Here is a 25,651-nt window from a genome sequence, read left to right as displayed (position 1 = left end):
GAACCGAACGGTAGGGTCAGAGCGACATGAGCAACATGCCTTCTCTCCACAGCAGCGAGCGGCCGCCGCGCAAGCCGCGGGTCGCCGTCGTGTTCGGCGGCCGTAGCTCCGAGCACGCCATCTCCGTCCTCACCGCGGGCGCTGTACTGCGTGCCATCGACCGCGCCAAGTACGACGTGCTGCCCATCGGCATCACGACCGACGGGCGTTGGGCGCTGACCGCCGACGACCCGGAGCGGATGGCCATCGCCAACCGTGCCCTGCCGAGCGTCGACCAGCTCGCCGAGTCACCGGACGGCTCGGTCGTGCTGCCGGTGGACCCGGCCAGCCGCGAGGTGGTCTACACCGAACCGGGCGCGGTCCCCAAGGCGCTTGGCGAGGTCGACGTGGTCTTCCCGGTGCTGCACGGCCCCTACGGTGAGGACGGCACGCTCCAGGGCCTGCTGGAGTTGTCCGGGGTGCCGTACGTCGGCGCAGGCGTGCTGGCCTCCGCGGTGGGCATGGACAAGGAGTACATGAAGCGGGTCTTCACCTCCTTCGGGCTGCCGGTCGGCCCGTACGAGGTGATCCGCCCCCGCGAGTGGGAGCACGACCCCGCCGCGGCCCGCGAGAGGGTCGTGGAGTTCGCGGCCGAGCACGGCTGGCCGGTGTTCGTGAAGCCCGCGCGGGCGGGCTCGTCCATGGGCATCAGCAAGGTCGACGACATCTCCGGTCTTGAGGAGGCGATGGCGGAAGCCCGTCGCCACGACCCCAAGGTGATCGTCGAGGCGCTGCTGTCCGGGCGCGAGATCGAGTGCGGGGTGCTGGAGTTCGAGGACGGCCCGCGGGCCAGCGTCCCGGCCTGGATCCCGCCGGTCACCGCGCATGACTTCTACGACTTCGAGGCCAAGTACATCGACTCCGCCGAGGGCGTGGTGCCCGCGCCGCTCACCGCCGAGGAGACGGCCGAGGTGCAGCGGCTGGCGATCGCCGCGTTCGAGGCGGCGTCCTGCGAGGGCCTGGTACGCGCGGACTTCTTCCTCACCGACGAGGGCGAGTTCGTGATCAACGAGATCAACACCATGCCGGGCTTCACACCGATCTCTATGTACCCGCGGATGTGGCAGGAGAGCGGAGTCAGCTATCCGGAGCTGATCGACCGGCTGTTGCAGGCGGCGCTGCGCCGCTCCACCGGGCTGCGCTGAGCACGCCGAACCGGCGGGGCACCGCTCAAAGCCCCGCCGGATCCGACTTCTTGACCGCGTCGGCGAGATCGGTGAGCGCGCTGATGTCGCCGTACGGGCCGGTGTACTTCGACGGGATCGTCACTTCCACGAACGCCTTGCGCAGCGTGGTGGTGCAGCGCACACTGCCGTCCGACTGCTTTTCCGGCAGCCAGTCCACGCCGTTGATCGACGCCGCGTCCGCGGTCGGGTTGTAATGTGCGCTGCCGGGATTCAGGACATCGGGCGTGGGCACTCCGCAGCGCAGCACGATGGCGGGGTCGCCCCACGCGGCGGTGAGGTCCGACGCCGGGTGGGTCGGGCGCCGGGCCAGCCCGTTGACCTTCTCCGGGAGCGCGTTGTGCAGCGCCCGGCACACCGCCGCCACGGCGGCCGACGGGGTCGGCACGGCGACGGTGTCCGTGGCGCTGGACGAACAGCCCGCCGCCGCCAGCAGAACGGCGGCGACGGGCAGCGAACCACAAAGGCGAGCTAGTCGGGACAACTTGGACAAATCGCGCGGCCGGTGGACGGAAGAACTCACCGACCGAGCATAGGCGGGGCTACAGATGGACGACCGGGCAGGTCAGCGTGCGGGTGATGCCGTCCACTTGCTGGACCTTGGCGACCACCATGCGGCCGAGTTCATCGACTGTGTCCGCCTGTGCGCGCACGATCACGTCATAGGGGCCGGTGACGTCCTCGGCCATGATGACTCCGGGGATGCTGGAGATCACCTCCGCTACCGCCGAGGCCTTGCCGACCTCGGTCTGGATCAGGATGTAGGCCTGTACCACGGAACCTCCAGGGCGGCTACGAGGATCATGTGGGAAGGGGACGGCAACCGTACCGCGTCGTCGCGTGCGGCGGGGAGACCCGCGCGGTGCGGTCGGCGCGGCGGAGGGGGAACCTCCCATGCCTTCAAGGCCATGGGAGACGTTCCCGGGGCTGGGTTGACGAGCTGGCGGCCGACGGCCGACCGCCCGCGGGTGAAGGGGACTGCGTTGCGCAAGGCGTTGCTGAAGGAGCGAGTGAGATGAAGGGGACCGTGGGTGAGCTGGGGGAGTTCGGGCTCATCAGGGAGTTGACCTCCCGGCTCACCGCCACCCCGGCCGTACAGCTGGGGCCGGGCGACGACGCGGCCGTGGTGGCAGCGCCCGACCGGCGCGTGGTGGCCAGCACGGACGTGCTGCTCGAAGGGCGGCACTTCCGGCGGGACTGGTCCACAGCCTATGACGTCGGCCGCAAGGCGGCGGCCCAGAACCTCGCCGACATCGCCGCCATGGGCGCGGTGCCCACCGCGCTGCTGCTCGGCCTGGTCGTTCCCGCCGAACTGCCCGCCACCTGGCCCACCGAGCTGATGGACGGGCTGCGCGACGAGTGCGACGTCGCGGGCGCGGCCGTGGTCGGCGGCGACGTGGTCGGCGGAGACACCATCACCGTGGCGATCACGGCGCTCGGTGACCTGCGCAACCGCCGACCGGTGACACGCTCCGGCGCCCGACCCGGCGACGCGGTGGCGGTGACCGGGTGGCTGGGCTGGTCGGCGGCCGGATTCGCGGTGCTCTCCCGCGGGTTCCGCAGCCCTCGCGCGTTCGTAGAGGCGCACCGGCGGCCCGAGCCGCCGTACCACGCGGGACCCGCCGCCGCCGATCTGGGCGCCACCGCGATGACCGACGTCAGCGACGGCCTGGTGGCCGATCTCGGGCACATCGCGGCGGCCAGCGGGGTGCACATCGACCTGAAGTCCGGCGACATCGACGTGCCCGCTCAGATGAAGGACATCGGCCAGGCGGTCGGCGTCGACCCGATGCAGTGGGTGCTCACCGGGGGAGAGGACCACGCGATCGTGGCGACGTTCCCGCCGGACACCAAGCTGCCCGCCCGCTGGCGGGTGATCGGCGAGGTACTGGCCGCCGGTAAGGCGGGCCCCCAGGTGACGGTCGACGGCGCGCCATGGGACCGCGCGGGCGGCTGGGACCACTTCGGGGGGTAGCGGAGATCCGGGGCCTGCCCCGGTCGAAGAGGTACGGGGGCTCACCCCCGGAAAGCAAACCGTTCGCCGGCCGTTTACGGTCAGTTGAGAGTGGACCCGTTAGGTTCGGGCATATGGAGACTCCCCCACGCGTCCTGGCCATCGCCGGCTCCGACTCCGCAGGCGGCGCCGGCATCCAGGCCGATCTGAAGACGGCGCAGGCGCTCGGCGCGCACGGCATGAGCGTGATCACCGCGGTGACCGCGCAGAACTCGCTCGGCGTGCAGGGCGCCTGGGAGCTGCCCGCCGAGGCCGTACAAGCCCAGTTCCGCAGCGTCATGGACGACATCGGGGTCCAGGCCGTCAAGACCGGCATGCTCGCCTCCGCGGAGCTTGTGCGCACCGTCGCGGAACTGCTCGACGGGATCGACGTGCCGGTGGTGGTCGACCCGGTCGGCATCTCCAAGCACGGCGACACCCTGCTGGCCACCGAGGCACTCGACCCGGTACGCGCCAGGCTGCTGCCCACCGCGACCGTCGCCACCCCCAACCTGGACGAGGTCGAGCAGCTCACCGGCGTCAAGGTGACCGACGAGTCGGCGATGCCGGACGCCGCCCGCGCCATGCTCGCCTTCGGACCGCGCTGGGTGCTGGTCAAGGGCGGCCATCTGCCGGGCGCGCCGGTGGACCTGCTCACCAACGGCACCGACGAGCACTGGTTCCGCGCCACCCGGCACGACAACCGGCACACCCACGGCACCGGCTGCACCCTGGCCAGTGCCATCGCCGTCCACCTGGCCAACGGGCTGAGCGTCCCCGAGGCGGTGGGCGCCGCCAAGAGCTATGTGACCGGTGCCATCGCCGCCGGATATCCCCTGGGCGCCGGAATCGGCCCGGTCGACCACGCCTGGCAGTGGCGCTGAGCGGCCCGCGGGCCGCTCCGGAGACGGCAAAAAACCGGCCCACCGACAGGTGGACCGGTTTTCGATGAGCCGCAGGGCTGCGCTACGACGACGCGGTGGACGTCAGCGCGCGACCTTGCCGGCCTTGATGCACGAGGTGCAGACGTTGAGGCGCTTCGGCGTCCGACCGACCACAGCACGCACCGTCTGGATGTTGGGGTTCCAACGACGGCGCGTACGGCGGTGCGAGTGCGAGATGTTGTTGCCGAAGCCCGGCCCCTTGCCGCAGACGTCGCAGTTGGCAGCCACGGGTCACTCCAAAGACTTCAGATGCACGTACGGTGAGTTCTCGGCGGGCCGAGAGGAAGGCCCGACTGGTGCCGGGCAACCGGAGAAGCATACAACGCCCACTCCGTACAGAAAAACTACCATGGTCCCGACGGCCCCCCGCCGCGGGCCGTCCGCCGACCGGAGCACCCTAGGGACCGCCGCGGCCCCCGGCGCCACTACTGTCGGGTGCCACACGTCGGCCGCCCCACAGGAGGAAACCGGTGCCGCACACGCTCGACGCCGCCGCGGTGCGCACCTGGTGCAGGCTGGCCCTGCGGGCGCTCGGCCGGGCGCGCGAGGAGATCGACGCGATCAACGTGTACCCGGTCGCCGACGGTGACACCGGCACCAACCTCTATCTGACCGTCGAGTCCGCCGCCCAGTCCGTGGACGCCGTCTTCGACGGCTACGCCGCATCGGGCAGCACCCCCGGCGTCGCCGAGGCGGTACGCACCATGGCGCACGGCGCGCTCATCGGGGCCTGCGGCAACTCCGGCACCATCCTGGCGCAACTGCTGCGCGCGATGAGCGAGGTGCTGGCCGAGCAGCCGGACGCGGCCGGGCTGCGCAAGGCGCTACGGGCCGCGGCCGGATCGGCGTACCAGGCGGTCGCCCATCCCGTCGAGGGCACCATGCTCACCGTCGCCACCGCCGCGGCCGACGCCGCCTCCGCGGCCTGTCAGGGGACGCCCCCCGTCGCTGCTTCCCGGGACAACGGTGAGGCCGACGCCCCGGACGACCTGGTGGCCGTCGCCGCCGCCGCCTACCAGGGCGCCCACGCCGCGCTGGCCCGTACCACCGGCCAGCTCGACGTCCTGGGCCGCGCCGGGGTCGTGGACGCGGGCGGGCTCGGCCTGGTCGCGGTGCTGGGCGCGCTCGCCGAGGCGCTGCGCGGCGACGCCACCGACCGGCTGCCCGCCTCACCCGCCCTGCACCCGCCGCTGGTTCCGTACGGCTGCGCGGGACACGGCCAGGACGCGGTGGGGGATCCGCACGCGGTGCCCGGCGGCCCCGGCTACGAGGTGATCTACCTGCTGGAGGCCCCGCAGGAGGCGGTCGACCGGCTCAGGAGACAACTCGACGCGCTGGGCGACTGCCTGGTCGTGGTCGGCGGCGACGGCCTGTGGAACGTGCACGTCCATGTCGATGACGCGGGCGCCGCCGTCGAGGCAGGCGTCGAGGCCGGACGGCCTTACCGGATCCGCATCACCCACTTCGGCGCGGCGGCCCAGACGGCGGCAACCCGCCCGGCGACCGCGGCCGGCCGGGCGATCGTGGCCGTGGTCGAGGGCGACGGACTGGCCGAGCTGTGCGCCGAGGCCGGGGCCGTGGTGGTCCCCACTCGCCCCGGCGAACCGCTGGCCAGCGGCGAGATCGCGCAGGTCATCCGCCGGGCGGGGGCCAGGGAGGCGGTGCTGCTGCCCAACGAGGACGAGCTGCGGCCCACCGTCGCGGCGGCCGCGGAACGGCTCCGCGCCGACGGGGTGCGGGTCGCGCTGATCCCGACCAGGTCCGTGGTCCAGGGCATCGCGGCGCTCGCGGTACACCAGCCGTCCCGCCGGTTCGACGAGGACGTGGTGGCGATGACGGCCGCCGCCGGGGCCACCCGGTACGCCGAACTGGCCGTCGCCGAGCACGAGTCGTGGACCATGGCGGGCGTCTGCCAGGCCGGAGACACCCTCGGCCTGATCGACGGCGACGTGGCCGTCATCGGCCGCGACGTGGCGCACACCGCCGTCACCCTGCTCGACCGCATGCTCGCGGCGGGCGGCGAAATGGTCACCCTGGTCCTCGGCGAGGATGCCCCGCCCGACCTGGCCGACCGCCTGCAGTCCCACGTCCGCGAATCCCACCTGGCAGTGGACACCGTCCTCTACGAGGGCGGCCAGGGCAGCCGCCTGCTGCTCATCGGCGTCGAGTGACGGATGGGCACGACCGCGCCGCGGACCGCGATGGCGAGCGGCCGCCTGATGCCGGATTGTCGGTGCCGTGCGCCAAGATGGACACGATGGCTGCCCTGGACGAACCCCTCCGCAAAGTGGTCGGCGACCGCACCGCAAAGGTGCTGGCCGACCACCTGGACCTGCACACCGCCGGCGACCTGCTGCACCACTACCCCCGCAGGTACGCCGAGCGCGGCGAGCTGACCCGGCTCGCCGACCTCCCGCTGGACGAGCACGTCACCGTGGTGGCCCGGGTGGCCAAGGCCGAGAAGAAGACCTACAACCACGGCAAGGGGCTCCGCCTGGAAGTCGTGGTCACCGACGGCAGCGGCTCACTGCAACTGGTGTTCTTCAACAAGGCCGCGCACTACCACCACCAGAAGCTGATCCCCGGTCGGCGCGGGATGTTCGCGGGCAAGGTCACGGTCTTCAACCGGGTGCGCCAACTCGCCCACCCCGACTACCAGTTGCTGGACGCGGAGGACGGCACGGACGCCGTGGAGACGTTCGCCAACCGGCTGCTGCCGCTGTACCCGGCGTGCAAGCAGATCGCCTCCTGGCAGATCGCCCAGTCCGTGGAAACGGTGCTCAACTCCCTCGCGGCGACCGGCTGGACGGGCGTCGGCGAACCGCTGCCGGACAGGCTGCGGGGCGCCCGCGGACTGGCCCCGCTGCCCGAGGCGCTGGAGAAGGTGCACCGGCCGCGCACCAAGGCCGACATCGCCGCCGCCCGCCAACGCCTCAAGTGGGACGAGGCGTTCGTGCTCCAGGTCGCGCTGGCCCGGCGGCGCGCCGCCGACGCCGCGCTGCCCGCCGTCGCGCGGGTGCCGGGCGAGGACGGACTGCTGAGCGCCTTCGACGCCAAGCTGCCGTTCACCCTCACCGAGGGGCAGCGCGCGGTCAGTGCGGAGATCTTCGCCGACCTGGCCACCGAGCACCCGATGCACCGGCTGCTGCAGGGCGAGGTCGGCTCCGGTAAGACGCTGGTCGCGCTGCGCGCGATGCTGGCCGTGGTGGACGCCGGGGGGCAGGCCGCGATGCTGGCGCCCACCGAGGTGCTGGCCCAGCAGCACCACCGGTCGATCACCGAGATGATGGGCGAACTGGCCGAGGCGGGAATGCTCGGCGGTTCCGACGTCGGGACCAAGGTGGTGCTGCTCACCGGGTCGATGGGCACGGCCGCCCGCCGCCAGGCGCTGCTCGACCTGGTCACCGGCGAGGCCGGAATCGTCATCGGCACCCATGCGCTGATCGAGGACGCCGTGCGGTTCCACGACCTCGGGCTGGTCGTCGTGGACGAGCAGCACCGCTTCGGCGTCGAACAGCGTGACGCGCTGCGCGGCAAGGGCAAGCAGCCCCCGCACCTGCTGGTGATGACCGCCACCCCGATCCCGCGCACGGTCGCCATGACCGTCTTCGGCGACCTGGAGACCTCGGTACTCGACCAACTGCCCGCCGGGCGCTCCCCGATCGCCACCCATGTGGTACCGGCGAAGGACAAGCCGCACTTCCTGACCCGCGCCTGGGAGCGGGTACGCGAGGAGGTCGAGGCCGGGCACCAGGCGTACGTGGTGTGCCCGCGCATCGGCGACGAGGACGTGAGCGACGCACGGGAGCAGGCGGGCCGCCCGCGGGGGCCGCGAGCGGGTGGAGAGGCGAACCAGGGAGACGAGCCCCAGCAGAGGCCGGGCGAGGACGAGGCGGAGCGCCGCCCGGCGCTCGCGGTGCTCGACGTCGCCGAGCAGATCGCCAGGGGTCCGCTGCGCGGACTGCGGGTGGAGGTGCTGCACGGCCGGATGGCGCCGGACGCCAAGGACGACGTGATGCGACGGTTCGCGGCCGCGGAGGTCGACGTGCTGGTCGCCACCACCGTCATCGAGGTCGGGGTGAACGTCCCGAACGCCACCGCGATGGTGATCATGGACGCCGACCGGTTCGGCGTCTCGCAGCTGCACCAGTTGCGCGGCCGGGTCGGCCGGGGGAGCGCGGCGGGCCTGTGCCTGCTGGTCACCGAGATGCCCGAGGCGAGCTCCGCACGGGCGCGGCTGGACGCGGTGGCGGCGACGCTGGACGGGTTCGAGCTGTCCCGGATCGACCTGGAGCAGCGCCGGGAGGGCGATGTGCTGGGGCAGGCGCAGTCCGGCACCCGGTCGTCCCTGCGGATGCTCGCCGTCATCGACGACGTGGAGGTCATCGAGGCGGCCCGCGAGGAGGCCGGCGCGCTGGTCGCGGAGGACCCCGAACTGGCCGGACATCCGGACCTGTTGAGCGCGTTGGACAGTCTGGTCGACGCCTCGCGCGAGGGGTATCTGGAGAAGGGCTGAGCCCCGCCTCGGAACCCTGAATTGTCAGACCCCCCTGGGAGAATGGAACCAGTCCGAGCCAATCCGACCGTGGATGGGCTGACTTGGACCCTAGGGGGCTGGATCATGGCGTTTCGCCATCTGAACGAACTGCCGCTCGGCGACAAGGTCTTCCGGATCGAACTCGCCAGTGAGGACGACCTCACCGTCACGCTGACGCTCACCGGCTGGAGCGAGGCCGATCCGCAGACCCCGCTGGCCTGCGGCCAACTGCGGCTGCCGATGGGGGACGTGGCCACCGTGCGGATAGCGCTGAACAGGGCGCTGCGCGCGCTCGCGCTGGTCGCCGACGTGGCGGAGCCGATCCCGGACCGCGATGTGCTGCGGGAACTGTTCCCCGGCCACGGTGCGCCGTGGGTACCGCAACACGAGGAGGAGCTGTTGCGCCGCTTCCACGACGGGGAGTCCATAGCGCGGACCGCCGCGCGCTTCGGCCGTACGCCGGACTCGGTCCGCACCAAGCTGCGGGAGCTGGGGCACGACCCCCGCCACCCCGAACACTGCCCGCCGGACGGCTGCCTGTCCTGGTCCCGTTACGCGTCGCCCGCCCTGGTCGGATCGGCCCCGGCCGATCCGACCCCCAACGGCTCGTAGCGACGTCGCGGCGGGGGCTGGAGGCGAGCAACCAACCAGCCCCCGCTGAGGCGGTACAGGCACACCGAACCAGCCAAGGGCATGGTCCCGGACGCGGGTCGTTCCCGGGAACGGTGCCTGGCCCCCGCAGGCGGGCCCGCCGGGGGCTACGTATCGTTGTGGTGCGGCGGCGGACCCGTCGCGCCGCCGCCAAGAACGACTCAAGGGGACGTGACCGAGGGTGACCCGCGTGATCGCCGGTGCCGCAGGAGGGCGTCGACTGGCCGTCCCGCCAGGACAGGGCACCCGGCCCACGTCCGACCGGGCCCGCGAAGGGCTGTTCTCCACCTGGGAGTCGCTGCGCGGCTCCCTGCACGGCGCCAGGGTGCTCGACCTGTACGGCGGCTCCGGTGCCGTGGGCCTGGAGGCGCTGTCCCGCGGCGCCGAACACGTACTGCTGGTCGAGGCGGACGCCCGGGCCGCCCGCACCATCCGGGACAACGTGCGCACCATCGGCCTGCCGGGCGCCGAAGTGCGCGCCGCCAAGGCCGAGAAGCTGATCGCCGGACCGCCCCCCGCGGCCCCGTTCGACGTGGTCTTCCTGGACCCGCCCTACGCGGTCACCGACGACCAACTGCGCGAGATCCTGCTCACACTCCAGGCCCAGGGCTGGCTCGCCGACGAGGTGCTCGCCACCGTGGAGAGGAGCACCAGGGGCGGAGAGTTCCGCTGGCCCGAGGGCTTCGAGGGGCTTCGGGCCCGTCGGTACGGCGAGGGCACACTTTGGTACGGTCGCGCCGCCGCGACACGCGCCGACGCCACCGCCGACGCGTCATGACCGCATCGGAGAGCGAGGAACCACTGTTGCGCCGCGCCGTCTGTCCGGGGTCATTCGACCCCATCACCAACGGACACCTCGACATCATCGCCCGCGCGTCCCGGCTGTACGACGAGGTCTACGTCGCCGTGATGATCAACAAGGCGAAGCAGGGCCTGTTCACCGTCGACGAGCGCATAGCGCTGATCGAGCAGGTCACCGAGGAGTTCGGCAACGTTCGGGTGGAGGCCTTCCACGGCCTGCTGGTGGACTTCTGCAAGCAGCGCGACATCCCCGCCATCGTCAAGGGGCTGCGCGCGGTGAGCGACTTCGACTACGAGCTGCAGATGGCCCAGATGAACAACGGGCTGTCCGGCGTGGAAACCCTCTTCGTCCCCACCAACCCCACCTACAGCTTCCTGTCCTCCAGCCTGGTCAAGGAGGTCGCCCAGTGGGGCGGCGACGTCTCCCACCTGGTGCCGGACGCCGTGCTGCGGGCGCTGCGCGAGAAGCTGGGCCGGGACTGAGCCGACCACCGCGCCCGGAACTTTCTGACGGGTCGTCAGGCGGCGTGCCGGGCGCGCCCGGTGGTCGTAGAGTCTGACCCAACCACCCGGCCCGCGCCGGGCCCGCCGAGGAAAGACTTAACGGACATGGACGTGCAAAAGAAGCTCGACGAGATCGTCGCGGCCGTCGAAGGCGCGCGCTCCATGCCGATGTCGGCCTCCTGCGTGGTCAACCGGGCCGAACTGCTCGCCATGCTGTCCGAGGTGCGCGACGCCCTCCCGGACTCGCTCTCCCAGGCCCAGGCGCTGCTCGGTGACCGCGAGCAGATGGTCGCCGAGGCGCGGGCGGAGGCCGAGCGGATCATCGCCTCCGCCCACGAGCAGCGCGGCTCGCTGGTCTCCGACACCGAGGTCGCCCGGCGCTCCCAGGCCGAGGCCGACCGGATCCTGGCCGAGGCCCGCCAGGAGGCCGAGGAGATCCGCGCGGAGGCCGACGAGTACGTCGACAGCAAGCTCGCCAACTTCGAGGTGGTCCTCACCAAGACCCTCGGCTCGGTCGACCGCGGTCGCGAGAAGCTGCTCGGCCGCGGCCCCGGCACCGACGAGCAAGGCATGGCGGACGAGGAGGCGCCGGAGCGTACCGGCGACCCCGAGGAACTGCGCCGCCGCGCCGACGCCTACGTGGACGCCAAGCTGGGCGCGTTCGAGGCGGTGCTGGCCAAGACCCTGGAGGCGGTCGGCCGGGGCCGCCAGAAGCTCACCGGGCACCGCCCCGTCGACGAGTTGGCCGCCCACATGGCGGCCCAGGACGGCCTGGCGGCCGACGGCACCCCGATGGCCGCCCAGCAGAGCGACGCCGAGTATCTGGCGGGCCTGGCGGGCGCGCAGCCGGAGCCGGTACCCCAGGAGCAGCCCGCCGCCTACGACTACCCGCAGCAGCCCGAGTACGCGCCGATGGCGGCCGACTACGGCGGCTACCAGCAGGACCCGTACCAGGGCGGCGGCTACGACGCCTACGGCTACGTCCCGCAGCAGACCGAGTACACCGACCCCGCGTACGGCTGGCAGCAGCAGGGGTACGAGCACCAGATCCCACACCAGCACCAGCCGCACGAGCACCAGCAGCAACAGCCGTACCAGCAGCACGCCGTGCAGCCGACCGGACTGGACGAGACCAGCTTCTTCGACACCGGACTGATCGACCTGGACCGCCTGCGGGAGCTGGAACAGGGCCGCTGACCGCGCCGGCCCCTGTTCGCGGAAACGGGGCCGGCGCTGGCCCGAAGTTGGGCCAGAGGCCCGCGTCCAGTATCCTGACACCTCCGGCCTGTTTGATGAGCCGGTTTCCGGCTGCCCTCTTCCAGGTCGGCCCGCGCCGTACGGCACACGCACCGAGGAAAGCAGGAAGCCATCAACGCCCGCCTTGACCACCGAGACCCTCTCGTGTTCGACACACGCGAGCTGGGTCGTCGGCCTGGCGCGATGAAGAAGGTCTCCCGCACGGTGCCCGCGCCCGCGGACCTCGGCATCGCCGGGGTGATCGGTGTGCCCGAAGGGGCCTCGATCGAACTGGACCTTCGGCTGGAATCGGTCATGGAAGGCGTGCTCGTCACGGGTACCGCCCATGCGCCGGTCGAGGGGGAGTGCGTAAGGTGTCTGGAGCCGGTCGAGTGGGAGCTCGACTCGGACTTCCAGGAGCTGTTCTCCTACCCGGACGCCGACCAGCGCTTCGGCGGTGACGCGGAAGAGACCGAGGACGGCGACGAGGAGGAACTGCTCGTCCTTGAGGACGACATGTTCGACCTCGAATCCGTGCTGCGTGACGCGGTGGTGCTGGAACTGCCGCTGCAGCCGGTGTGCCGGGAGGACTGCCCTGGCCTGTGCTCCGAGTGCGGAGCGCGGCTGGCGGACAACCCGGAGCACCACCACGATGCCGCCGACGTTCGTTGGGCGGCACTGCAGGGACTCGCCGAATCCCTCAAGGCCGGCGAGAAGGACAACATGAGCGGCGCCGAGCGCGGCGTCGACGAGAAGCAGGAGAAATAGCCGTGGCTGTTCCGAAGCGGAAGATGTCGCGCAGCAACACGCGCCACCGCCGGTCGCAGTGGAAGGCTGCGGTCCCCACCCTCGTGGCGTGTGAGCGCTGCCACGAGCCGAAGCAGCAGCACATCGCGTGCCCGAGCTGCGGCACCTACAACAAGCGTCAGGTCCTCGAGGTCTGATCGGTAGGTGACAGGCTTCATGTCAGACGCCAAGTCGTCGGCAGACGCCATCAAGGCAGCCTCGTCCCACACGCTTCTGGAAGGGCGGCTCGGGTACACACTCGATCCCGCCCTTCTGGTGCGTGCGCTCACCCATCGTTCGTTCGCGTACGAGAACGGCGGGCTGCCGACCAACGAGCGGCTGGAGTTCCTTGGTGACTCCGTGCTCGGTCTGGTCGTCACCGACACGCTGTACCGGGCCCACCCGGACCTGCCCGAGGGCCAACTGGCCAAGCTGCGGGCCGCGGTGGTCAACTCGCGTGCGCTAGCGGAGGTGGCCCGCGGCCTTGAGCTGGGCAGCTTCATCCGCCTGGGCCGGGGTGAGGAGGGGACCGGCGGCCGGGACAAGGCGTCGATCCTCGCCGACACCCTGGAGGCCGTGATCGGTGCCGTCTATCTGGACCAGGGTCTGGACGCGGCGTCCGAGCTGGTGCACCGACTCTTCGATCCGCTGATCGAGAAGTCCTCGAACCTCGGGGCGGGCCTGGACTGGAAGACCAGTCTCCAGGAGCTGACCGCGACTGAGGCGCTCGGTGTCCCCGAGTACCTGGTCACCGAGTCGGGGCCGGACCACGAGAAGACCTTCACGGCTGCCGCCCGCGTCGGTGGTGTCACGTACGGCACCGGCACCGGCCGCAGCAAGAAGGAAGCCGAACAGCAGGCGGCCGAGTCCGCCTGGCGGGAGATCCGCGCCAAGCGCGAGCAGCGGGAAGCCTCCGCCCAGGAGCAGACCGCCTCCCACTGATCGGCCGTTCAGAGCCGTGTGACACGCTACCGCCGACACTGCGGCCCGCAGGGCCTCCTTCGAGGGCGGTGGAGAGCAACGGGCGGGCTCCACCCCATCCTGGGGTGGGGCCCGTAACGCTGGGAGGGGACATGCCCGAGCTGCCAGAGGTGGAGGTCGTCCGCCGCGGACTCGATCGCTGGGTAAGCGGCCGTACGGTCGCCGATGTCGAGGTGCTGCACCCACGCGCGGTGCGTCGGCACATCGCGGGCGGGGCCGACTTCGCCGACCGGCTGCGCGGGCTCAGCCTCGGCCCGGCGCACCGGCGCGGCAAGTACCTCTGGCTGCCGCTGGGCAACGGCAGTTCGCTGCTCGGACACCTCGGCATGAGCGGTCAACTACTCGTCCAGCCGCGGGAGGCGCCCGACGAGACGCACCTGCGGATCCGCATCCGGTTCACCGACGAGGTGGAGACCGAGCTGCGCTTCGTCGACCAGCGCACCTTCGGCGGTCTGTCGGTGCACGACGCGGTTCCCGACGGCCCGGACGCCGCGGTGGGCCTGCCGCTGCCGCTCGCGCACATCGCCCCCGACCCGCTGGAGAAGTCGTTCGACGAGGACGCCTTCCACGGCGCGCTGCGCCGCCGCCGCACCACGCTCAAGCGCGCGCTGCTCGACCAGTCGCTGATCAGCGGCGTCGGCAACATCTACGCGGACGAGGCGCTGTGGCGCGGCAAGCTGCACTACGACCGCCCCACCGCCACCATGAACCGGTCGCGCACCGCGGAGTTGGTCGGCCACATCCGCGACGTGATGGGTGACGCGCTGGCCGCCGGGGGCACCAGTTTCGACAGCCTCTACGTCAACGTCAACGGCGAATCGGGCTACTTCGACCGGTCGTTGGACGCGTACGGCCGCGAGGGCGAGCCGTGCCGCCGTTGTGGCACGCCGATCCGCCGGCGGCCGTGGATGAACCGGTCCAGTTACTTCTGCCCGCGCTGTCAGCGCCCGCCGCGGGCCTCATAGGCCTCCCGGGCGGCCAGCACCTCGGGCATCCGCTCCTCCACCAGGTTGATCAGCGACAGCAGCCGCTCGGCCACCGCACGGCCCAGCGGGGTGAGGCGGTAGTCCACCCGCGGCGGGTTGGTGGCCGCCGACTCGCGGTGCACCAGTCCGTCGCGCTCCAGCGCGTGCAGGGTCTGGGACAGCATCTTCTCGCTCACGCCGTCGACCCGGCGGCGCAACTCGTTGAAGCGCAGCGTGCTCTCGCTGAGCGCGCCCAGTGTCAGGCTGCCCCAGCGCCCGGTGACGTGCTCCAGCGTCGAGCGTGACGGACAGGCCTTGGCGAACACGTCGAACGCCCGCCCGTCGCACTCCTCCAACGGAGGCCCTTCGGGCCGCTGCGCCAGTCCTGCCGCGCCGGCGGACGGACAGGCGGAGGTCTCGGTCGTAGCCATAACCCAAGCGTACCCCCATGCAGCGCTAACTTAAGGGTTGCGCTTTCTTTTGGAAAGTGCTCTCCTGTTGGTGCCACCCCGGGGTGCCTGATCGACGGCGCCCGGGGCCGATCGCATCAAGGAGCACAACCGTGACCACTCCCGTCACCCCCGTCGTGGCCGTCGCCTACCACTCCGGCTACGGGCACACCGCCGTCCTCGCCGAGGCCGTGCGCGACGGCGCCGCCGCCGCGGGCGCCACCGTCCACCTGGTCGACGTCGAGAAGATCACCGACGAGCAGTGGGCGCTGCTGGACGCCTCCGACGCCATCGTCTTCGGCTCGCCGACCTACATGGGTACCGCCTCGGCCGCCTTCCACGCCTTCGCGGAGGCCAGCTCCAAGCGCTGGTTCAGCGCCGCGTGGAAGGACAAGCTGGCCGCCGGATTCACCAACTCCGCCTCCAAGAGCGGCGACAAGCTGCACACCCTGCAGTTCTTCACCGTGCTCGCCGCCCAGCACGGCATGCACTGGGTGAGCCTCGGTCTGCACCCGGGCTGGAACGCCTCCACCGCCTCCGAGAACGACCTCAACCGGCTGGGCATCTTCCTCGGCGCGGGCGCCCAGTCCAACAGCGACGAGGGTCCGGACGCCGTCCACAAGGCCGACATCGCCACCGCCGAGCACCTCGGCCGCCGGATCGCCGACACCGCGCGGACCTTCGTCGCGGGCAAGGCCGCCTGACGTAGCGTCAATTCGATTGTGCCGCAGGGCTGACGGAGCCCATCGGGCGCAACTGCCGCCCCGGTGGCCTCAGAAGCCGAAGTCCTGCGTCCACCAAGGGCCGCTGGAGGTGAAGTCGACGCCTATCCCGATGGTGTGGTACTCGCAGTCGAGGATGTTCGCCCGGTGCTCCGGGTTGCCCATCCAGGAGTCCATCGCCGCCTTGGCGTCGGTCTGGCCGCGGGCGATGTTCTCGCCGCCCAGGTTCGCTATCCCCAGCGAGGCCGCCCGGTCCCACGGCGACCTGCCGTTCTGGTCCGTGTGGCCGAAGAATCCGTGGGCGGCCATGTCCTGGCTGAAGTCCTGGGCGAGGGTGCCCAGCCGGGGGTCCTCGGTGAGCGGTACGCAGCCCGCCGCGGCGCGCTGCTGGTTCACCAGGGCGAGTACCTGACGCACCGCTCGGTCGGCCGCGCCGGGCCCCGACGGTTGGCCGATGCTGCCGTAGGGGGCGTCGCTGCCGCTCGCGCCGTCGGTGCCGTCCGGGGCGGCGGTGCTCGGTGGGGCGGTTGGGGTGGCGGAGGCGGCGGCTGTGCCGGCGCCGCGCTGCGGCGGTACGGCGGTCGGTGACGGCCGCGCCGACCGGCCCGGTGATCCGACGGGCACCGGCCCGCCCGGGTCGGCACCGCGTCCGGCGTCCCGGCTCGTCGGCACGGAGCCCCGGTCCGTCGGGACGGCGCCGGTCACCGGAGTGGTGGGGGCGCCGTCGGCCCGCGGCAGGTTGCCGGGGGCGTCGTCCGGGGCGCCCAGGGTGTTGCCGCCTGGGGCCCCGCCCGGCACCGGCACGAGTCCGGAGGCGACGGCCACCGCGCCGACCGCGAGCGCGGCGGCGGCGCCCAACAGACCCGTGCGCACCGGGGGGTTGGGCCGCGGCTCCCTGCCGCGGCCGGGCACCGGCCGGTGGGACGGGGCAGGCGACGCGGCGGTCCGAAGGGCCTGCGTCGCGGGTGGCGGCGTGCGACGGGCGGCAGGTGGGGCGGGTTCGGCGGAAGTGCGGCGATGGCGGCCCATCTGCGCGGTCCTCGCTTCCCGGTGTCGGCGGTGCCCCGCGGCGCTGCGGAAGAACGCCCGCGTTCACTCGAACGGGTGAGTCCTGATCCGGCGTGACTGTATCGAACCCGGGCCGACACCCGCGCGTGACCCAGGTAATTGACGGGGTGCCGGATGTCCGCGGGAGCCGTTGCATCGGTGCCGCGGGCCGCCGTCGCGCGGTGCCCGCGTACGGTTGACGTCCGTCGGCCGCGCCGGACCTGCGGCATATGACACAGGACTGGACGCGGTCATGGAGAGAGGGAAACCCGGTGAACGACTCGGACCGCAACGGCGATGGGTGCGTCCAGAACGGTGACGTCGACCACGTCCGAAACGGTGATGTCGGCGACGACGGAGCCGACGGTCAGGTGCGGATGACCGCCTGGGTGCGCGGCCGGGTCCAGGGTGTGGGCTTCCGGTGGTGGACCCGGGTCACGGCACTGGAGATCGGCGGCCTGCGCGGCTACGTCTCCAACCTCGCCGACGGGCGCGTCCAGGTGGTCGCGGAGGGCGCCAAGGAGCGCTGCGAGCGACTGCTCGACTGGCTCAGGGGCGGCGAAACCCCAGGTCGGGTCGATGGTGTCACGGAGATCTGGGGTGAGCCGCGGGGCGGATATGACGGATTCAGCACCCGCTGATGGCGTGGGCCGGGAAGCCGCGCATAGGCTGCGGGCAATTGGGCGGTACAGCTCGGCTGTGGCGGTTGCCTTTTCCGGATCGGCGTGCCAGGCTGCCGCGAAGGATGATCTCTGAGCCCCCTGCGGGTGCCCCCGCGGCGAGTGACGCGCCGCGTGACGTTGACGGCGCGCCGCACGACAGGGGTGTGATCGTGTTGACCGTCAAACCTTTTGGTGAGACGCTGGAAGCCCCGCGCACCTTAGCTGTTTGGCTGTGAGAAGGACAACGGCGGCGGCGCAAACGGCGGGTGCGGCAACCCCCTCACGACCCACACCGCTTAGGTCGGTCACTCAGCGTGGAGGACCATCCATCATGGCAAAGGCGCTTCTCGGTTACGTCGGCGGTCCCGACCCGCGACTCCTCGCCGAGATGCGACGACTTCAGCAGCGTGTACAGGACCTGGAGTCCGAGCTTGTACGGATCCAGGCCGAAAACGACGCTCTGGCTTCGTCGCGTGAAGAGTCGCTGCTCAGCTCCATCGACGTACCCCAGGCGGAGCCCGCGCTGGCTTGATCCGGCTGCTGGCTTGACCCGGCCGAAACCGCTCGGCCCGGATCAGCACACCGCTTGAAGTTATGTAAAGGGACGCTTCGGCGTCCCTTCGTCGTGTCCCCCTCGACCGCACCCCCGTGATCCTCTTCGTTTCTTAACCTCTGGTGTGCCCTGCATCCTCCCCGGTGAAACCGGGCTCGAACTGTAGAGTCCGACTCCTCGACAGCGTCATCAGCGGCAGCCGCCGCGCAGTGGAGGAGGAGAGCTCGGCGTGCACCTCAAGAGCTTGACCCTGCGCGGGTTCAAATCCTTCGCGTCGGCCACCACCCTGCGTTTCGAACCCGGCATCACCTGCGTCGTGGGCCCCAACGGCTCGGGCAAGTCCAACGTGGTGGACGCCCTGTCCTGGGTCATGGGCGAACAGGGCGCCAAGAGCCTGCGCGGCGGCAAGATGGAGGACGTGATCTTCGCGGGCACCACCGGCCGCCCGCCGCTCGGCCGCGCCGAGGTCTCGCTCACCATCGACAACGGCGACGGCGCCCTGCCCATCGACTACGCCGAGGTCACCATCACGCGGACGATGTTCCGCAACGGCGGCAGCGAGTACCAGATCAACGGCGACACCTGCCGCCTGCTCGACATCCAGGAACTGCTGTCCGACTCCGGTATCGGCCGCGAGATGCACGTCATCGTCGGCCAGGGCCAGCTCGACTCCGTACTGCACGCCGACCCGATGGGCCGCCGCGCCTTCATCGAGGAGGCGGCGGGCGTCCTCAAGCACCGCAAGCGCAAGGAGAAGGCGCTGCGCAAACTGGACGCGATGCAGGCCAATCTGGCCCGGGTCACCGACCTGACCGCCGAGTTGCGCCGCCAGCTCAAACCGCTGGGCCGCCAGGCCGCCGTAGCCCGCCGCGCCGCCGTCATCCAGGCCGACCTGCGGGACGCCCGGCTGCGGCTGCTCGCCGACGACCTGGTCACCCTGCGCGCCGCACTGCGCAGCGAGATCGCCGACGAGACAGCGCTGAAGGAACGCCGCGACGCGGTCGAGGCCGAACTGGCCATCGCCACGCGGCGCGAGGCCCAACTGGAGGAACAGGTACGGCAGACCGGGCCGCGGCTCGCCGAGGCCCAGCAGACCTGGTACGGGCTGTCGCAACTCGCCGAGCGGGTGCGCGGGACCATCGGCCTGGCCGAGCAGAAGGTCAAGCACGCCACCGCACCGCAGACAGAGGAGCGGCGTGGCCGCGACCCGGAGGACATGGAGCGCGAAGCGGCCCGCATCCGCGAACAGGAGGCCGAGCTGGCCGCGGCGCTGGAGGCCGCCCGGTCCGCGCTGGACGACACCGTCGCGCACCGCGCCGAACTGGAGCGCGCCCTCGCCCAGGAGGACCAGCGGCTCAAGGCGGTCGCCCGGGCGATCGCCGACCGCCGCGAGGGCCTCGCCCGGCTGCACGGTCAGGTCAACGCGGCCCGCAGCCGGGCCGGCGCCGCCGAGGCCGAGATCGGCCGACTGGCCGCCGCCCGCGACGAGGCGGCCGAGCGCGCGGTGGCCGCACAGGAGGAGTACGAGCAGCTAAGAGCCCAGGTCGACGGCCTGGCCGCGGGCGACGCGGAGTTGGAGGAACGTTACGAGTCCGCCCGGGCCGAGCTGGAGGGGGCCGAGGAGGAGCTGACCGCCGCCCGCGAGGCCGCCACCGCCGCCGAACGGGAACGCGCCGCGCTCTCCGCCCGGCACGACGCGCTCGCCCTCGGACTGCGCCGCAAGGACGGCACCGGGATACTGCTCGGCGCCACCGACCGGCTCACCGGACTGCTGGGACCGGCCGCCGAACTGCTCACCGTCGCACCGGGGTTCGAGGTCCCGGTCGCCGCCGCGCTGGGCGCCGCGGCCGACGCCGTCGCGGTGAGCCACCCCGGTGCCGCCGCCGCGGCCCTGCGGCTGCTGCGCAAGGACGACGCGGGCCGGGCCGCCCTGCTCATCGGCGGGGCCGCGGCGGAGCAGGCTGTCCGGACGGCAGACGGAACGTTTCCTGACGCCGGGCGGCCCGCCGCCGAACTCGTGGGCGGGCCCGAGGAGTTGCTGCCCGCACTTCGCCGGCTGCTGCGCGACACCGTGGTGGTGGACACCCTCGCGGACGCCGAGGCGTTGATCGCCCGGCACCCCGGGCTCACCGCCGTCACCGCCGAAGGCGACGTACTGGCGGCCCACTTCGCGCACGGCGGGTCGGCCGGGGCGCCGAGCCAGTTGGAGGTGCAGGCGGCGGTCGACGAGGCGGCGGCACGGCTGCGCGAGCTCGCGGCCCGCTGCGAGGAGCTCACCGAGACCCAGGCCCGGGCCAAGGAGCGGCGTGCGCAGGCCACCCGTACGGTGGAGCAGCTCGCCGCCGCGCGACGGGACGCGGAGAGGGAGAAGTCGGCGGTCGCCCAGCAACTCGGCCGCCTCGGCGGCCAGGCGCGCGGCGCGGCCGGGGAGGCGGAGCGCGCCTCGGCGGCCGTCGCCCGCGCCGAGGAGTCGCTGGCCAAGGCCGGCGCGGAACTCGCCGAGCTGACCGGCCGGCTGCGGGAGGCCGAACAGAGCCCGGCCGAGGAGGAACCGGACACCTCGCACCGGGACCGGCTCGCCGCCGACGGCGCCAACGCCCGGCAGACCGAGATGGAGGCCCGGCTGCAACTGCGCACCCACGAGGAGCGGGTCAAGGCCCTCGCGGGCCGCGCCGACGCGCTGGACCGGGCGGCGCGCATGGAGCGTGAGGCGCGGGCGCGCGCCGCCCAGCGCAGGGCGCGCCAGGAGCACGAGGGGCGGGTGGCCTCCGCCGTACTGGCCGGTGCCCGGGGCCTGTTGGAGTACGTCACCGTCTCGCTGGCCCGCGCCGAGCAGGAGCGGTCGGCCGCGGAGCGGACGAAGGCGGAGCGCGAGGCCCGGCTGGCCGCCGAACGGGACGCCGCACGCGGTCTGAAGTCCGAGCTGGACAAGCTCACCGACTCGGTGCACCGCGGCGAGGTGCTGGGCGCCGAGAAGCGGCTGCGCATCGAACAACTGGAGGCCAAGGCGCTGGAGGAGCACGGCGTCGAACCGGCCGGACTGGTCGCCGAGTACGGCCCCGACCAGCTCGTACCGCCCACCCGTCTGCCTCCACCACCGTCAACCGAGGCGCCTCACGCCGCGGCGACGATCCCCCCGGCCGGGGGAGAGGCGGCGGACACCGAGGGCGCGCCGCGCCCTTATGTGCGTGCCGAGCAGGAGAAGCGGCTGCGCGCCGCCGAGAAGGCGTACCAGCAGCTCGGCAAGGTCAACCCGCTCGCCCTTGAGGAGTTCGCGGCTCTGGAGGAGCGGCACAAGTTCCTCTCCGAGCAGCTGGAAGACCTCAGGAAGACCCGTGCCGACCTGTTGCAGGTGGTCAAGGAGGTCGACGAGCGCGTCGAGCAGGTCTTCACGGCCGCCTACCACGACACCGCGCGGGAGTTCGAGGGCGTCTTCTCCAGGCTGTTCCCCGGCGGTGAGGGACGGCTGATCCTCACCGACCCCGACGACATGCTGGCCACCGGCGTCGAGGTGGAGGCCAGGCCGCCGGGCAAGAAGGTCAAGCGGCTCTCCCTGCTCTCCGGCGGCGAGCGGTCGCTGACCGCGGTGGCGCTGCTGGTGTCGATCTTCAAGGCGCGGCCCAGCCCGTTCTATGTGATGGACGAGGTGGAGGCCGCGCTCGACGACACCAACCTCCAACGGCTGATCGGGATCATGAAGGAGCTTCAGGAGAGCTCGCAGCTGATCGTGATCACCCACCAGAAGCGCACGATGGAGGTCGCCGACGCGCTGTACGGCGTGTCGATGCAGGGCGACGGTGTGTCGAAGGTGATCAGTCAGCGGCTGGGGGACGGAAAGAAGTAGTCGGACGCCGTTGGTATCGGCTTGGCGACGCTTCCGTCAAGAGTTCAATACGTGAACGTCCCCTGCCGGTAATTGTGTCCAAACAGACCCACTGCCCCCTATTGACTTCGAAACTTGAAGGCATAGTCTCTGCAACGTCGTTTTAACTTTCGATGTATAGCCGAGTGGTCACGGGCGTTGGATCGCCTGACACTCGAAGCAGTCGAAGATCCAGGCCCCCAGGGAGGGCTCAGTGCGGAGCCCCAGGAGTTCACCTTGACCAGTAGCAGCGCAGTGGACCTCGGAAAGGACGGCCCCGGGGCCGCGCCTGACCACCTTGGCCACGTCATCTTCATCACCGCCGCCGCAGCCATGGGCGGATTCCTCTTCGGCTACGACAGCTCCGTGATCAACGGCGCTGTCAACGGCATCCAGGGCAAGTTCGGCATCAGCCACGCCCTGCTCGCCCAGGTGGTCGCCGCGGCACTGCTCGGCTGCGCGATCGGCGCCGCCACCGCGGGCCGCCTCGCCGACCGCATCGGCCGGATCCGCGTCATGCGGATCGCCTCGCTGCTGTTCGTGGTGAGCGCGATCGGCTCCGCGCTGCCGTTCGCCGTGTGGGACCTCACCCTTTGGCGGGTGATCGGTGGCTTCGGCATCGGCATGGCCTCGGTGATCGGCCCCGCGTACATAGCCGAGGTCGCACCGCCCGCCTACCGAGGCCGCCTCGGCTCCTTCCAGCAGGCCGCGATCGTCATCGGCATCGCGATCTCACAGCTGGTCAACTACGGCATCCTGCAGATGGCTCACGGCCAGCAGCGCGGCCACCTCGGCGGCCTTGAGGCCTGGCAGTGGATGCTCGGCGTGATGGTGGTCCCCGCGGCGCTCTACGGGCTGCTGTCCTTCGCCATCCCGGAGTCCCCGCGCTTCCTGATCTCCGCGGGCCGCGAGGCCGACGCGCGCAAGGTGCTCGCCGAGGTCGAGGGCGGCCAGGCCGACCTCGACGCCCGCATCACCGAGATCCGCACCGCCATGCACCGCGAGCACAGGTCCACGTTCAAGGACCTGCTCGGCGGCCGGGTGGGCCTCCTGCCGATCGTGTGGGTGGGCATCGGGCTGTCGGTCTTCCAGCAGCTGGTCGGCATCAACGTGATCTTCTACTACTCCGCGTCGCTGTGGCAGTCCGTCGGCATCGACCCGACCAGCTCGTTCCTGTACTCGTTCACCACCTCGATCATCAACGTGATCGGCACCGTGATCGCGATGGTCTTCGTGGACCGGATCGGGCGCAAGCCGCTCGCGCTGATCGGCTCCGCCGGTATGGCCGTCTCGCTGGGACTGTGCGCCTGGGCGTTCTCGTACAAGACCGGCTCCGGCACGCACATCCACATGCCGGGACTGCAGGGCGCGGTGGCGCTCGGCGCGGCCCACGCGTTCGTGCTGTTCTTCGCCCTGTCCTGGGGCGTGGTGGTCTGGGTGCTGCTCGGTGAGATGTTCCCGAACAAGATCCGGGCGGCGGCGCTCGGCGTGGCCGCCGCCGCGCAGTGGATCGCCAACTGGCTCATCACGGTCAGCTTCCCGTCGCTCTCCGACTGGAACCTGTCCGGTGCCTACGTGATCTACACCTTCTTCGCCCTCCTCTCGATCCCGTTCGTGGCGTTCTTCGTCCGGGAGACGAAGGGCAAGGCTCTGGAAGAGATGGGCTGACCAACCCCGCTTGCCCGCCCCTTCCAGCACCGCCGCCCCGGCTCAGCCCCGCTGAGCCGGGGCGACGGGTTTTCGGGGGCGGGGCTTCCTCGGCGGCGCGCCCAAGCGCCGCTGGGGGAGGGCGAGCTGGCAGCGCGCGGCGGTGTGCTCGGCAGGGGGACGGGCAACCGCCCGTCCGATTACGGTTCCGGGTTTACGGGAGGCCGGAGGCGGGGCCCACTGGCGGGGCGCGTTCGAACACCGACAGGCTCGCGCCGATGCGGCGGGACACCGGTTCGGACTCGCCAGCCCCGAGGCCCGCGTGCGACCCGGGCCCGCGGCCCGAACAGAAGCGCACGCCCCGACAGGTCATCCCTCGCCGGGGGCGGGCGCCTGCCCCCAAGCCCCCAGCCGGTCTCCGCCGCGCGGGGAGCAACCCGACCTCCCACGGCTCTGCCCGTCCGTTTTCCAACGGGCCCTGACGAGAGGGAAGTTCACCGGCCAGGCGTCGCGCCACCGTACGAAAGCGTCCCCCCTCCGCCGGGCAACGGCGAAGGGGGGACGTCGAGTTGGAGCGTCTGAGGTCAGCCGACCAGGGTCTTGTCCAGGTCGACGGGCTCCGCCGCCTCAGCGGCGGCAACCGCCTTCTGCCGGGGCAGCACCGCGTACAGCACGGCGGCGACGACGATGGTGACCGCCCAGCCGAGACCGTTCTTGCCCAGCCAGGTGCCGGCCAGCGGGCCGGAGAACCAGGACACCGCCGTGAAGCACAGACCGGTGGCCAGGCCCGCCGCCCAGGCGGTCATCGCCTGCCAGGCGAAGCCGCCCTGGTACCAGTAGGCGCTGGTGCGGGTGGTGTCCATCAGCGCCTTCGGGTCGTACACCCGACCCCGCAGCATGTCGACGCCGAAGACGCCGATCCAGGCCGAGAACGAGACCGCCAGCAGGGTCAGGAAGGAGATGAACGAGCTGATGAAGCTGGTCGCCACGATCATCAGCAGCGAGCCGAAGACCAGGCTGATGACCGCGTTGACGCTGACCGCCCAGGCGCGCGGGATCTTGAAGCCCAGAGTCTGCGCGGTGAACCCGGCCGAGTACATCGACATGCTGTTGATGAGCAGCATGCCGATCAGCGCGATCAGCAGGTACGGCACCGACAGCCACATCGGCAGCAGCTTGCCGATGAACGACACCGGGTCGGTGGCCTTCGCCAGGTCCGGGGTGCCGACCGCCATCACCGCGCCCATCAGCACCAGCGGCACCACGACGATGCCCGCGCCCGCGACGGTGTTGCCCACGATGCCCTTGCTGGAGGCGGTACGCGGCAGGTAGCGGGAGAAGTCCGCACCGGACGGCGCCCAGCTGATACCACCGGCCGCGATGGTGCCGACTCCGGCCACCAGCAACGCCGTTGAGCCCGCCGGGCGGGAGAAGACCGCGGACCAGTCGGTCTCGGCGATCAGATAGCCCAGCACCGCGATGCTGAACGCGCCGAACAGGTACGCCGACCACTTGTTGCACAGCAGCAGCACCTTGCGGCCCATACCGCTGACCGTGAAGGTGGCGCCGACGAAGAACAGCAGGGTGACGACGATCAGCGGTGTGTTGCTCTTGATCCCGAACAGCAGGTTCAAGATGGTGAGCACCGCGTACGCGCCGGTCACCGCGTTGATCGTCTCCCAGCCCCAGCGCGCGATCCAGGTGACCGCACCGGGGAAGAGGTTGCCCCGCTGACCGAACACCGCACGGGAGAGCGTCATGCCAGGCGCGCCACCGCGCTTGCCCGCGATGGTCAGCACGCCCACGATGCCGTACGAGACAATGGGGGCGAGAACGGCGACCAGCAGGACCTGGTAGAAGTTCAGGCCGTTGGAGACCACAAGGCCCGCGCCCATGGTGAGCAGCAGGACGCTGATGTTGGCCGCGACCCAGGTGGGGAAGAGTTCTCTGACGCGGCCGTGCCGCTCGGAGTCGGGGACGGGCTCGATGCCGCGGGTCTCGATGGCACCTTCGGCATCGGGAGCAGGCGTCTTCTCCATAAGGGTGGTTTCTCCGAGCGGGAAATCGAGGGGGAGGGGCGACAGCGGC

General features: G+C 71.6%; 24 protein-coding genes. 18 read left to right on the top strand and 6 right to left on the bottom strand.

Annotation, left to right across the window (positions count from 1 at the left end):
• The first annotated feature begins 35 nt into the window (after window positions 1-35).
• On the top strand, window positions 36-1,184 hold the full coding sequence (locus O5O46_RS31465; protein ID WP_269859043.1) for a D-alanine--D-alanine ligase family protein: 1,149 nt from the start codon (window positions 36-38) through the stop codon (window positions 1,182-1,184).
• A 25-nt stretch (window positions 1,185-1,209) separates the two neighbouring features.
• Here O5O46_RS31465 and O5O46_RS31460 read toward each other — a convergent pair whose 3' ends face one another.
• Together O5O46_RS31460 and O5O46_RS31455 are read right to left on the bottom strand one after the other, a co-directional pair.
• A complete protein-coding gene (locus tag O5O46_RS31460; protein WP_333482439.1) occupies window positions 1,210-1,746 on the bottom strand; it encodes a DUF3515 domain-containing protein in 537 nt (178 codons plus the stop codon).
• A gap of 19 nt (window positions 1,747-1,765) precedes the next feature.
• On the bottom strand, window positions 1,766-1,999 hold the full coding sequence (locus O5O46_RS31455; RefSeq protein WP_255930328.1) for an Lrp/AsnC family transcriptional regulator: 234 nt from the start codon (window positions 1,997-1,999) through the stop codon (window positions 1,766-1,768).
• 239 nt (window positions 2,000-2,238) lie between these two features.
• Here O5O46_RS31455 and O5O46_RS31450 point away from each other — a divergent pair, with 239 nt between their 5' ends.
• A complete protein-coding gene (locus O5O46_RS31450) occupies window positions 2,239-3,198 on the top strand; it encodes a thiamine-phosphate kinase (RefSeq protein WP_269859042.1) in 960 nt (319 codons plus the stop codon).
• Window positions 3,199-3,311: 113 nt separating this feature from the next.
• A complete protein-coding gene (thiD, locus tag O5O46_RS31445; protein ID WP_269859041.1) occupies window positions 3,312-4,100 on the top strand; it encodes a bifunctional hydroxymethylpyrimidine kinase/phosphomethylpyrimidine kinase in 789 nt (262 codons plus the stop codon).
• 102 nt (window positions 4,101-4,202) lie between these two features.
• Here the strand turns inward: thiD and rpmB are convergent, their stop codons facing one another.
• Window positions 4,203-4,388, bottom strand: coding sequence for a 50S ribosomal protein L28 (gene rpmB / locus O5O46_RS31440; protein ID WP_014628431.1), 186 nt, complete (start codon window positions 4,386-4,388; stop codon window positions 4,203-4,205).
• A gap of 242 nt (window positions 4,389-4,630) precedes the next feature.
• Between rpmB and O5O46_RS31435 the strand changes: the two genes are divergently transcribed.
• From O5O46_RS31435 to mutM, 10 genes are all read left to right on the top strand, one after another.
• Complete coding sequence (locus O5O46_RS31435) at window positions 4,631-6,331, top strand: DAK2 domain-containing protein (RefSeq protein ID WP_269859040.1); 1,701 nt, start codon at window positions 4,631-4,633, stop codon at window positions 6,329-6,331.
• Window positions 6,332-6,417: 86 nt separating this feature from the next.
• Window positions 6,418-8,676: an ATP-dependent DNA helicase RecG gene (recG, locus tag O5O46_RS31430; RefSeq protein WP_269859039.1), complete on the top strand. Its 2,259-nt coding sequence runs from the start codon at window positions 6,418-6,420 to the stop codon at window positions 8,674-8,676.
• Window positions 8,677-8,781: 105 nt separating this feature from the next.
• Window positions 8,782-9,309, top strand: a complete 528-nt coding sequence (locus O5O46_RS31425; protein WP_269859038.1) for a hypothetical protein — start codon at window positions 8,782-8,784, stop codon at window positions 9,307-9,309.
• A 220-nt stretch (window positions 9,310-9,529) separates the two neighbouring features.
• Window positions 9,530-10,126 carry a 16S rRNA (guanine(966)-N(2))-methyltransferase RsmD gene (rsmD, locus tag O5O46_RS31420; protein WP_269859037.1) on the top strand — a complete coding sequence of 199 codons (597 nt, stop codon included), beginning with the start codon at window positions 9,530-9,532 and terminating at the stop codon, window positions 10,124-10,126.
• A 26-nt stretch (window positions 10,127-10,152) separates the two neighbouring features.
• Window positions 10,153-10,632 (top strand): pantetheine-phosphate adenylyltransferase, encoded by a 480-nt coding sequence (gene coaD / locus O5O46_RS31415; RefSeq protein ID WP_269859069.1) that lies wholly within the window; start codon window positions 10,153-10,155, stop codon window positions 10,630-10,632.
• Window positions 10,633-10,758: 126 nt separating this feature from the next.
• The gene (locus tag O5O46_RS31410) at window positions 10,759-11,850 is read left to right on the top strand and encodes an ATP synthase F0 subunit B (RefSeq protein ID WP_269859036.1); all 1,092 of its coding nucleotides are present in this window, start codon (window positions 10,759-10,761) and stop codon (window positions 11,848-11,850) included.
• Window positions 11,851-12,021: 171 nt separating this feature from the next.
• A complete protein-coding gene (locus O5O46_RS31405) occupies window positions 12,022-12,657 on the top strand; it encodes a YceD family protein (RefSeq protein ID WP_269859068.1) in 636 nt (211 codons plus the stop codon).
• A 2-nt stretch (window positions 12,658-12,659) separates the two neighbouring features.
• Window positions 12,660-12,833 carry a 50S ribosomal protein L32 gene (gene rpmF, locus O5O46_RS31400; protein WP_003951102.1) on the top strand — a complete coding sequence of 58 codons (174 nt, stop codon included), beginning with the start codon at window positions 12,660-12,662 and terminating at the stop codon, window positions 12,831-12,833.
• Window positions 12,834-12,852: 19 nt separating this feature from the next.
• Entirely contained in the window at window positions 12,853-13,617 is a 765-nt protein-coding gene (gene rnc, locus O5O46_RS31395) for a ribonuclease III (protein WP_269859035.1), read from the top strand.
• Window positions 13,618-13,748: 131 nt separating this feature from the next.
• On the top strand, window positions 13,749-14,621 hold the full coding sequence (mutM, locus tag O5O46_RS31390; RefSeq protein ID WP_269859034.1) for a bifunctional DNA-formamidopyrimidine glycosylase/DNA-(apurinic or apyrimidinic site) lyase: 873 nt from the start codon (window positions 13,749-13,751) through the stop codon (window positions 14,619-14,621).
• On the opposite strand, the gene O5O46_RS31385 is transcribed toward mutM, so the two are convergent.
• Window positions 14,597-15,052, bottom strand: a complete 456-nt coding sequence (locus O5O46_RS31385) for a winged helix-turn-helix transcriptional regulator (protein ID WP_269859033.1) — start codon at window positions 15,050-15,052, stop codon at window positions 14,597-14,599. The two genes, mutM and O5O46_RS31385, sit on opposite strands and share 25 nt — an antisense overlap.
• A 131-nt stretch (window positions 15,053-15,183) precedes the next feature.
• On the opposite strand from O5O46_RS31385, the gene O5O46_RS31380 reads away from it, so the two are divergent.
• Window positions 15,184-15,774: a flavodoxin family protein gene (locus tag O5O46_RS31380; RefSeq protein WP_269859032.1), complete on the top strand. Its 591-nt coding sequence runs from the start codon at window positions 15,184-15,186 to the stop codon at window positions 15,772-15,774.
• A 69-nt stretch (window positions 15,775-15,843) separates the two neighbouring features.
• On the opposite strand, the gene O5O46_RS31375 is transcribed toward O5O46_RS31380, so the two are convergent.
• Window positions 15,844-16,665 carry a CAP domain-containing protein gene (locus O5O46_RS31375; RefSeq protein ID WP_269859031.1) on the bottom strand — a complete coding sequence of 274 codons (822 nt, stop codon included), beginning with the start codon at window positions 16,663-16,665 and terminating at the stop codon, window positions 15,844-15,846.
• 551 nt (window positions 16,666-17,216) lie between these two features.
• On the opposite strand from O5O46_RS31375, the gene O5O46_RS31370 reads away from it, so the two are divergent.
• The 4 genes from O5O46_RS31370 to O5O46_RS31355 all read left to right on the top strand — a co-directional run bounded on the left by O5O46_RS31370 (window position 17,217) and on the right by O5O46_RS31355 (window position 23,584).
• The gene (locus O5O46_RS31370; protein ID WP_269859067.1) at window positions 17,217-17,480 is read left to right on the top strand and encodes an acylphosphatase; all 264 of its coding nucleotides are present in this window, start codon (window positions 17,217-17,219) and stop codon (window positions 17,478-17,480) included.
• A 352-nt stretch (window positions 17,481-17,832) separates the two neighbouring features.
• Window positions 17,833-18,033 (top strand): hypothetical protein, encoded by a 201-nt coding sequence (locus O5O46_RS31365; protein WP_269859030.1) that lies wholly within the window; start codon window positions 17,833-17,835, stop codon window positions 18,031-18,033.
• 250 nt (window positions 18,034-18,283) lie between these two features.
• Window positions 18,284-21,898, top strand: coding sequence for a chromosome segregation protein SMC (smc, locus tag O5O46_RS31360; RefSeq protein ID WP_269859029.1), 3,615 nt, complete (start codon window positions 18,284-18,286; stop codon window positions 21,896-21,898).
• A 255-nt stretch (window positions 21,899-22,153) separates the two neighbouring features.
• Entirely contained in the window at window positions 22,154-23,584 is a 1,431-nt protein-coding gene (locus O5O46_RS31355; RefSeq protein WP_269859028.1) for a sugar porter family MFS transporter, read from the top strand.
• Between the two features lie 563 nt (window positions 23,585-24,147).
• On the opposite strand, the gene O5O46_RS31350 is transcribed toward O5O46_RS31355, so the two are convergent.
• Window positions 24,148-25,602, bottom strand: a complete 1,455-nt coding sequence (locus tag O5O46_RS31350; RefSeq protein WP_269859027.1) for a purine-cytosine permease family protein — start codon at window positions 25,600-25,602, stop codon at window positions 24,148-24,150.
• Window positions 25,603-25,651 lie beyond the last annotated feature (49 nt).

Source organism: Streptomyces sp. RPT161 (assembly GCF_027533845.1).
Classification (GTDB): domain Bacteria; phylum Actinomycetota; class Actinomycetes; order Streptomycetales; family Streptomycetaceae; genus Streptantibioticus_A; species Streptantibioticus_A silvisoli_A.
This window is presented reverse-complemented; position numbering and strand designations above follow the sequence as displayed.

Bases quoted from the DNA above. Each gene is read 5' to 3' on its own strand.
- O5O46_RS31425 (WP_269859038.1), top strand. From the start codon at position 8,782: ATGGCGTTTCGCCATCTGAACGAACTGCCGCTCGGCGACAAGGTCTTC.
- O5O46_RS31370 (WP_269859067.1), top strand. From the start codon at position 17,217: ATGACCGCCTGGGTGCGCGGCCGGGTCCAGGGTGTGGGCTTCCGGTGG.
- O5O46_RS31365 (WP_269859030.1), top strand. From the start codon at position 17,833: ATGGCAAAGGCGCTTCTCGGTTACGTCGGCGGTCCCGACCCGCGACTC.
- rnc (WP_269859035.1), top strand. From the start codon at position 12,853: ATGTCAGACGCCAAGTCGTCGGCAGACGCCATCAAGGCAGCCTCGTCC.
- O5O46_RS31410 (WP_269859036.1), top strand. From the start codon at position 10,759: ATGGACGTGCAAAAGAAGCTCGACGAGATCGTCGCGGCCGTCGAAGGC.
- O5O46_RS31350 (WP_269859027.1), bottom strand. From the start codon at position 25,602: ATGGAGAAGACGCCTGCTCCCGATGCCGAAGGTGCCATCGAGACCCGC.
- O5O46_RS31465 (WP_269859043.1), top strand. From the start codon at position 36: ATGCCTTCTCTCCACAGCAGCGAGCGGCCGCCGCGCAAGCCGCGGGTC.
- O5O46_RS31385 (WP_269859033.1), bottom strand. From the start codon at position 15,052: ATGGCTACGACCGAGACCTCCGCCTGTCCGTCCGCCGGCGCGGCAGGA.
- mutM (WP_269859034.1), top strand. From the start codon at position 13,749: ATGCCCGAGCTGCCAGAGGTGGAGGTCGTCCGCCGCGGACTCGATCGC.
- thiD (WP_269859041.1), top strand. From the start codon at position 3,312: ATGGAGACTCCCCCACGCGTCCTGGCCATCGCCGGCTCCGACTCCGCA.
- O5O46_RS31450 (WP_269859042.1), top strand. From the start codon at position 2,239: ATGAAGGGGACCGTGGGTGAGCTGGGGGAGTTCGGGCTCATCAGGGAG.
- recG (WP_269859039.1), top strand. From the start codon at position 6,418: ATGGCTGCCCTGGACGAACCCCTCCGCAAAGTGGTCGGCGACCGCACC.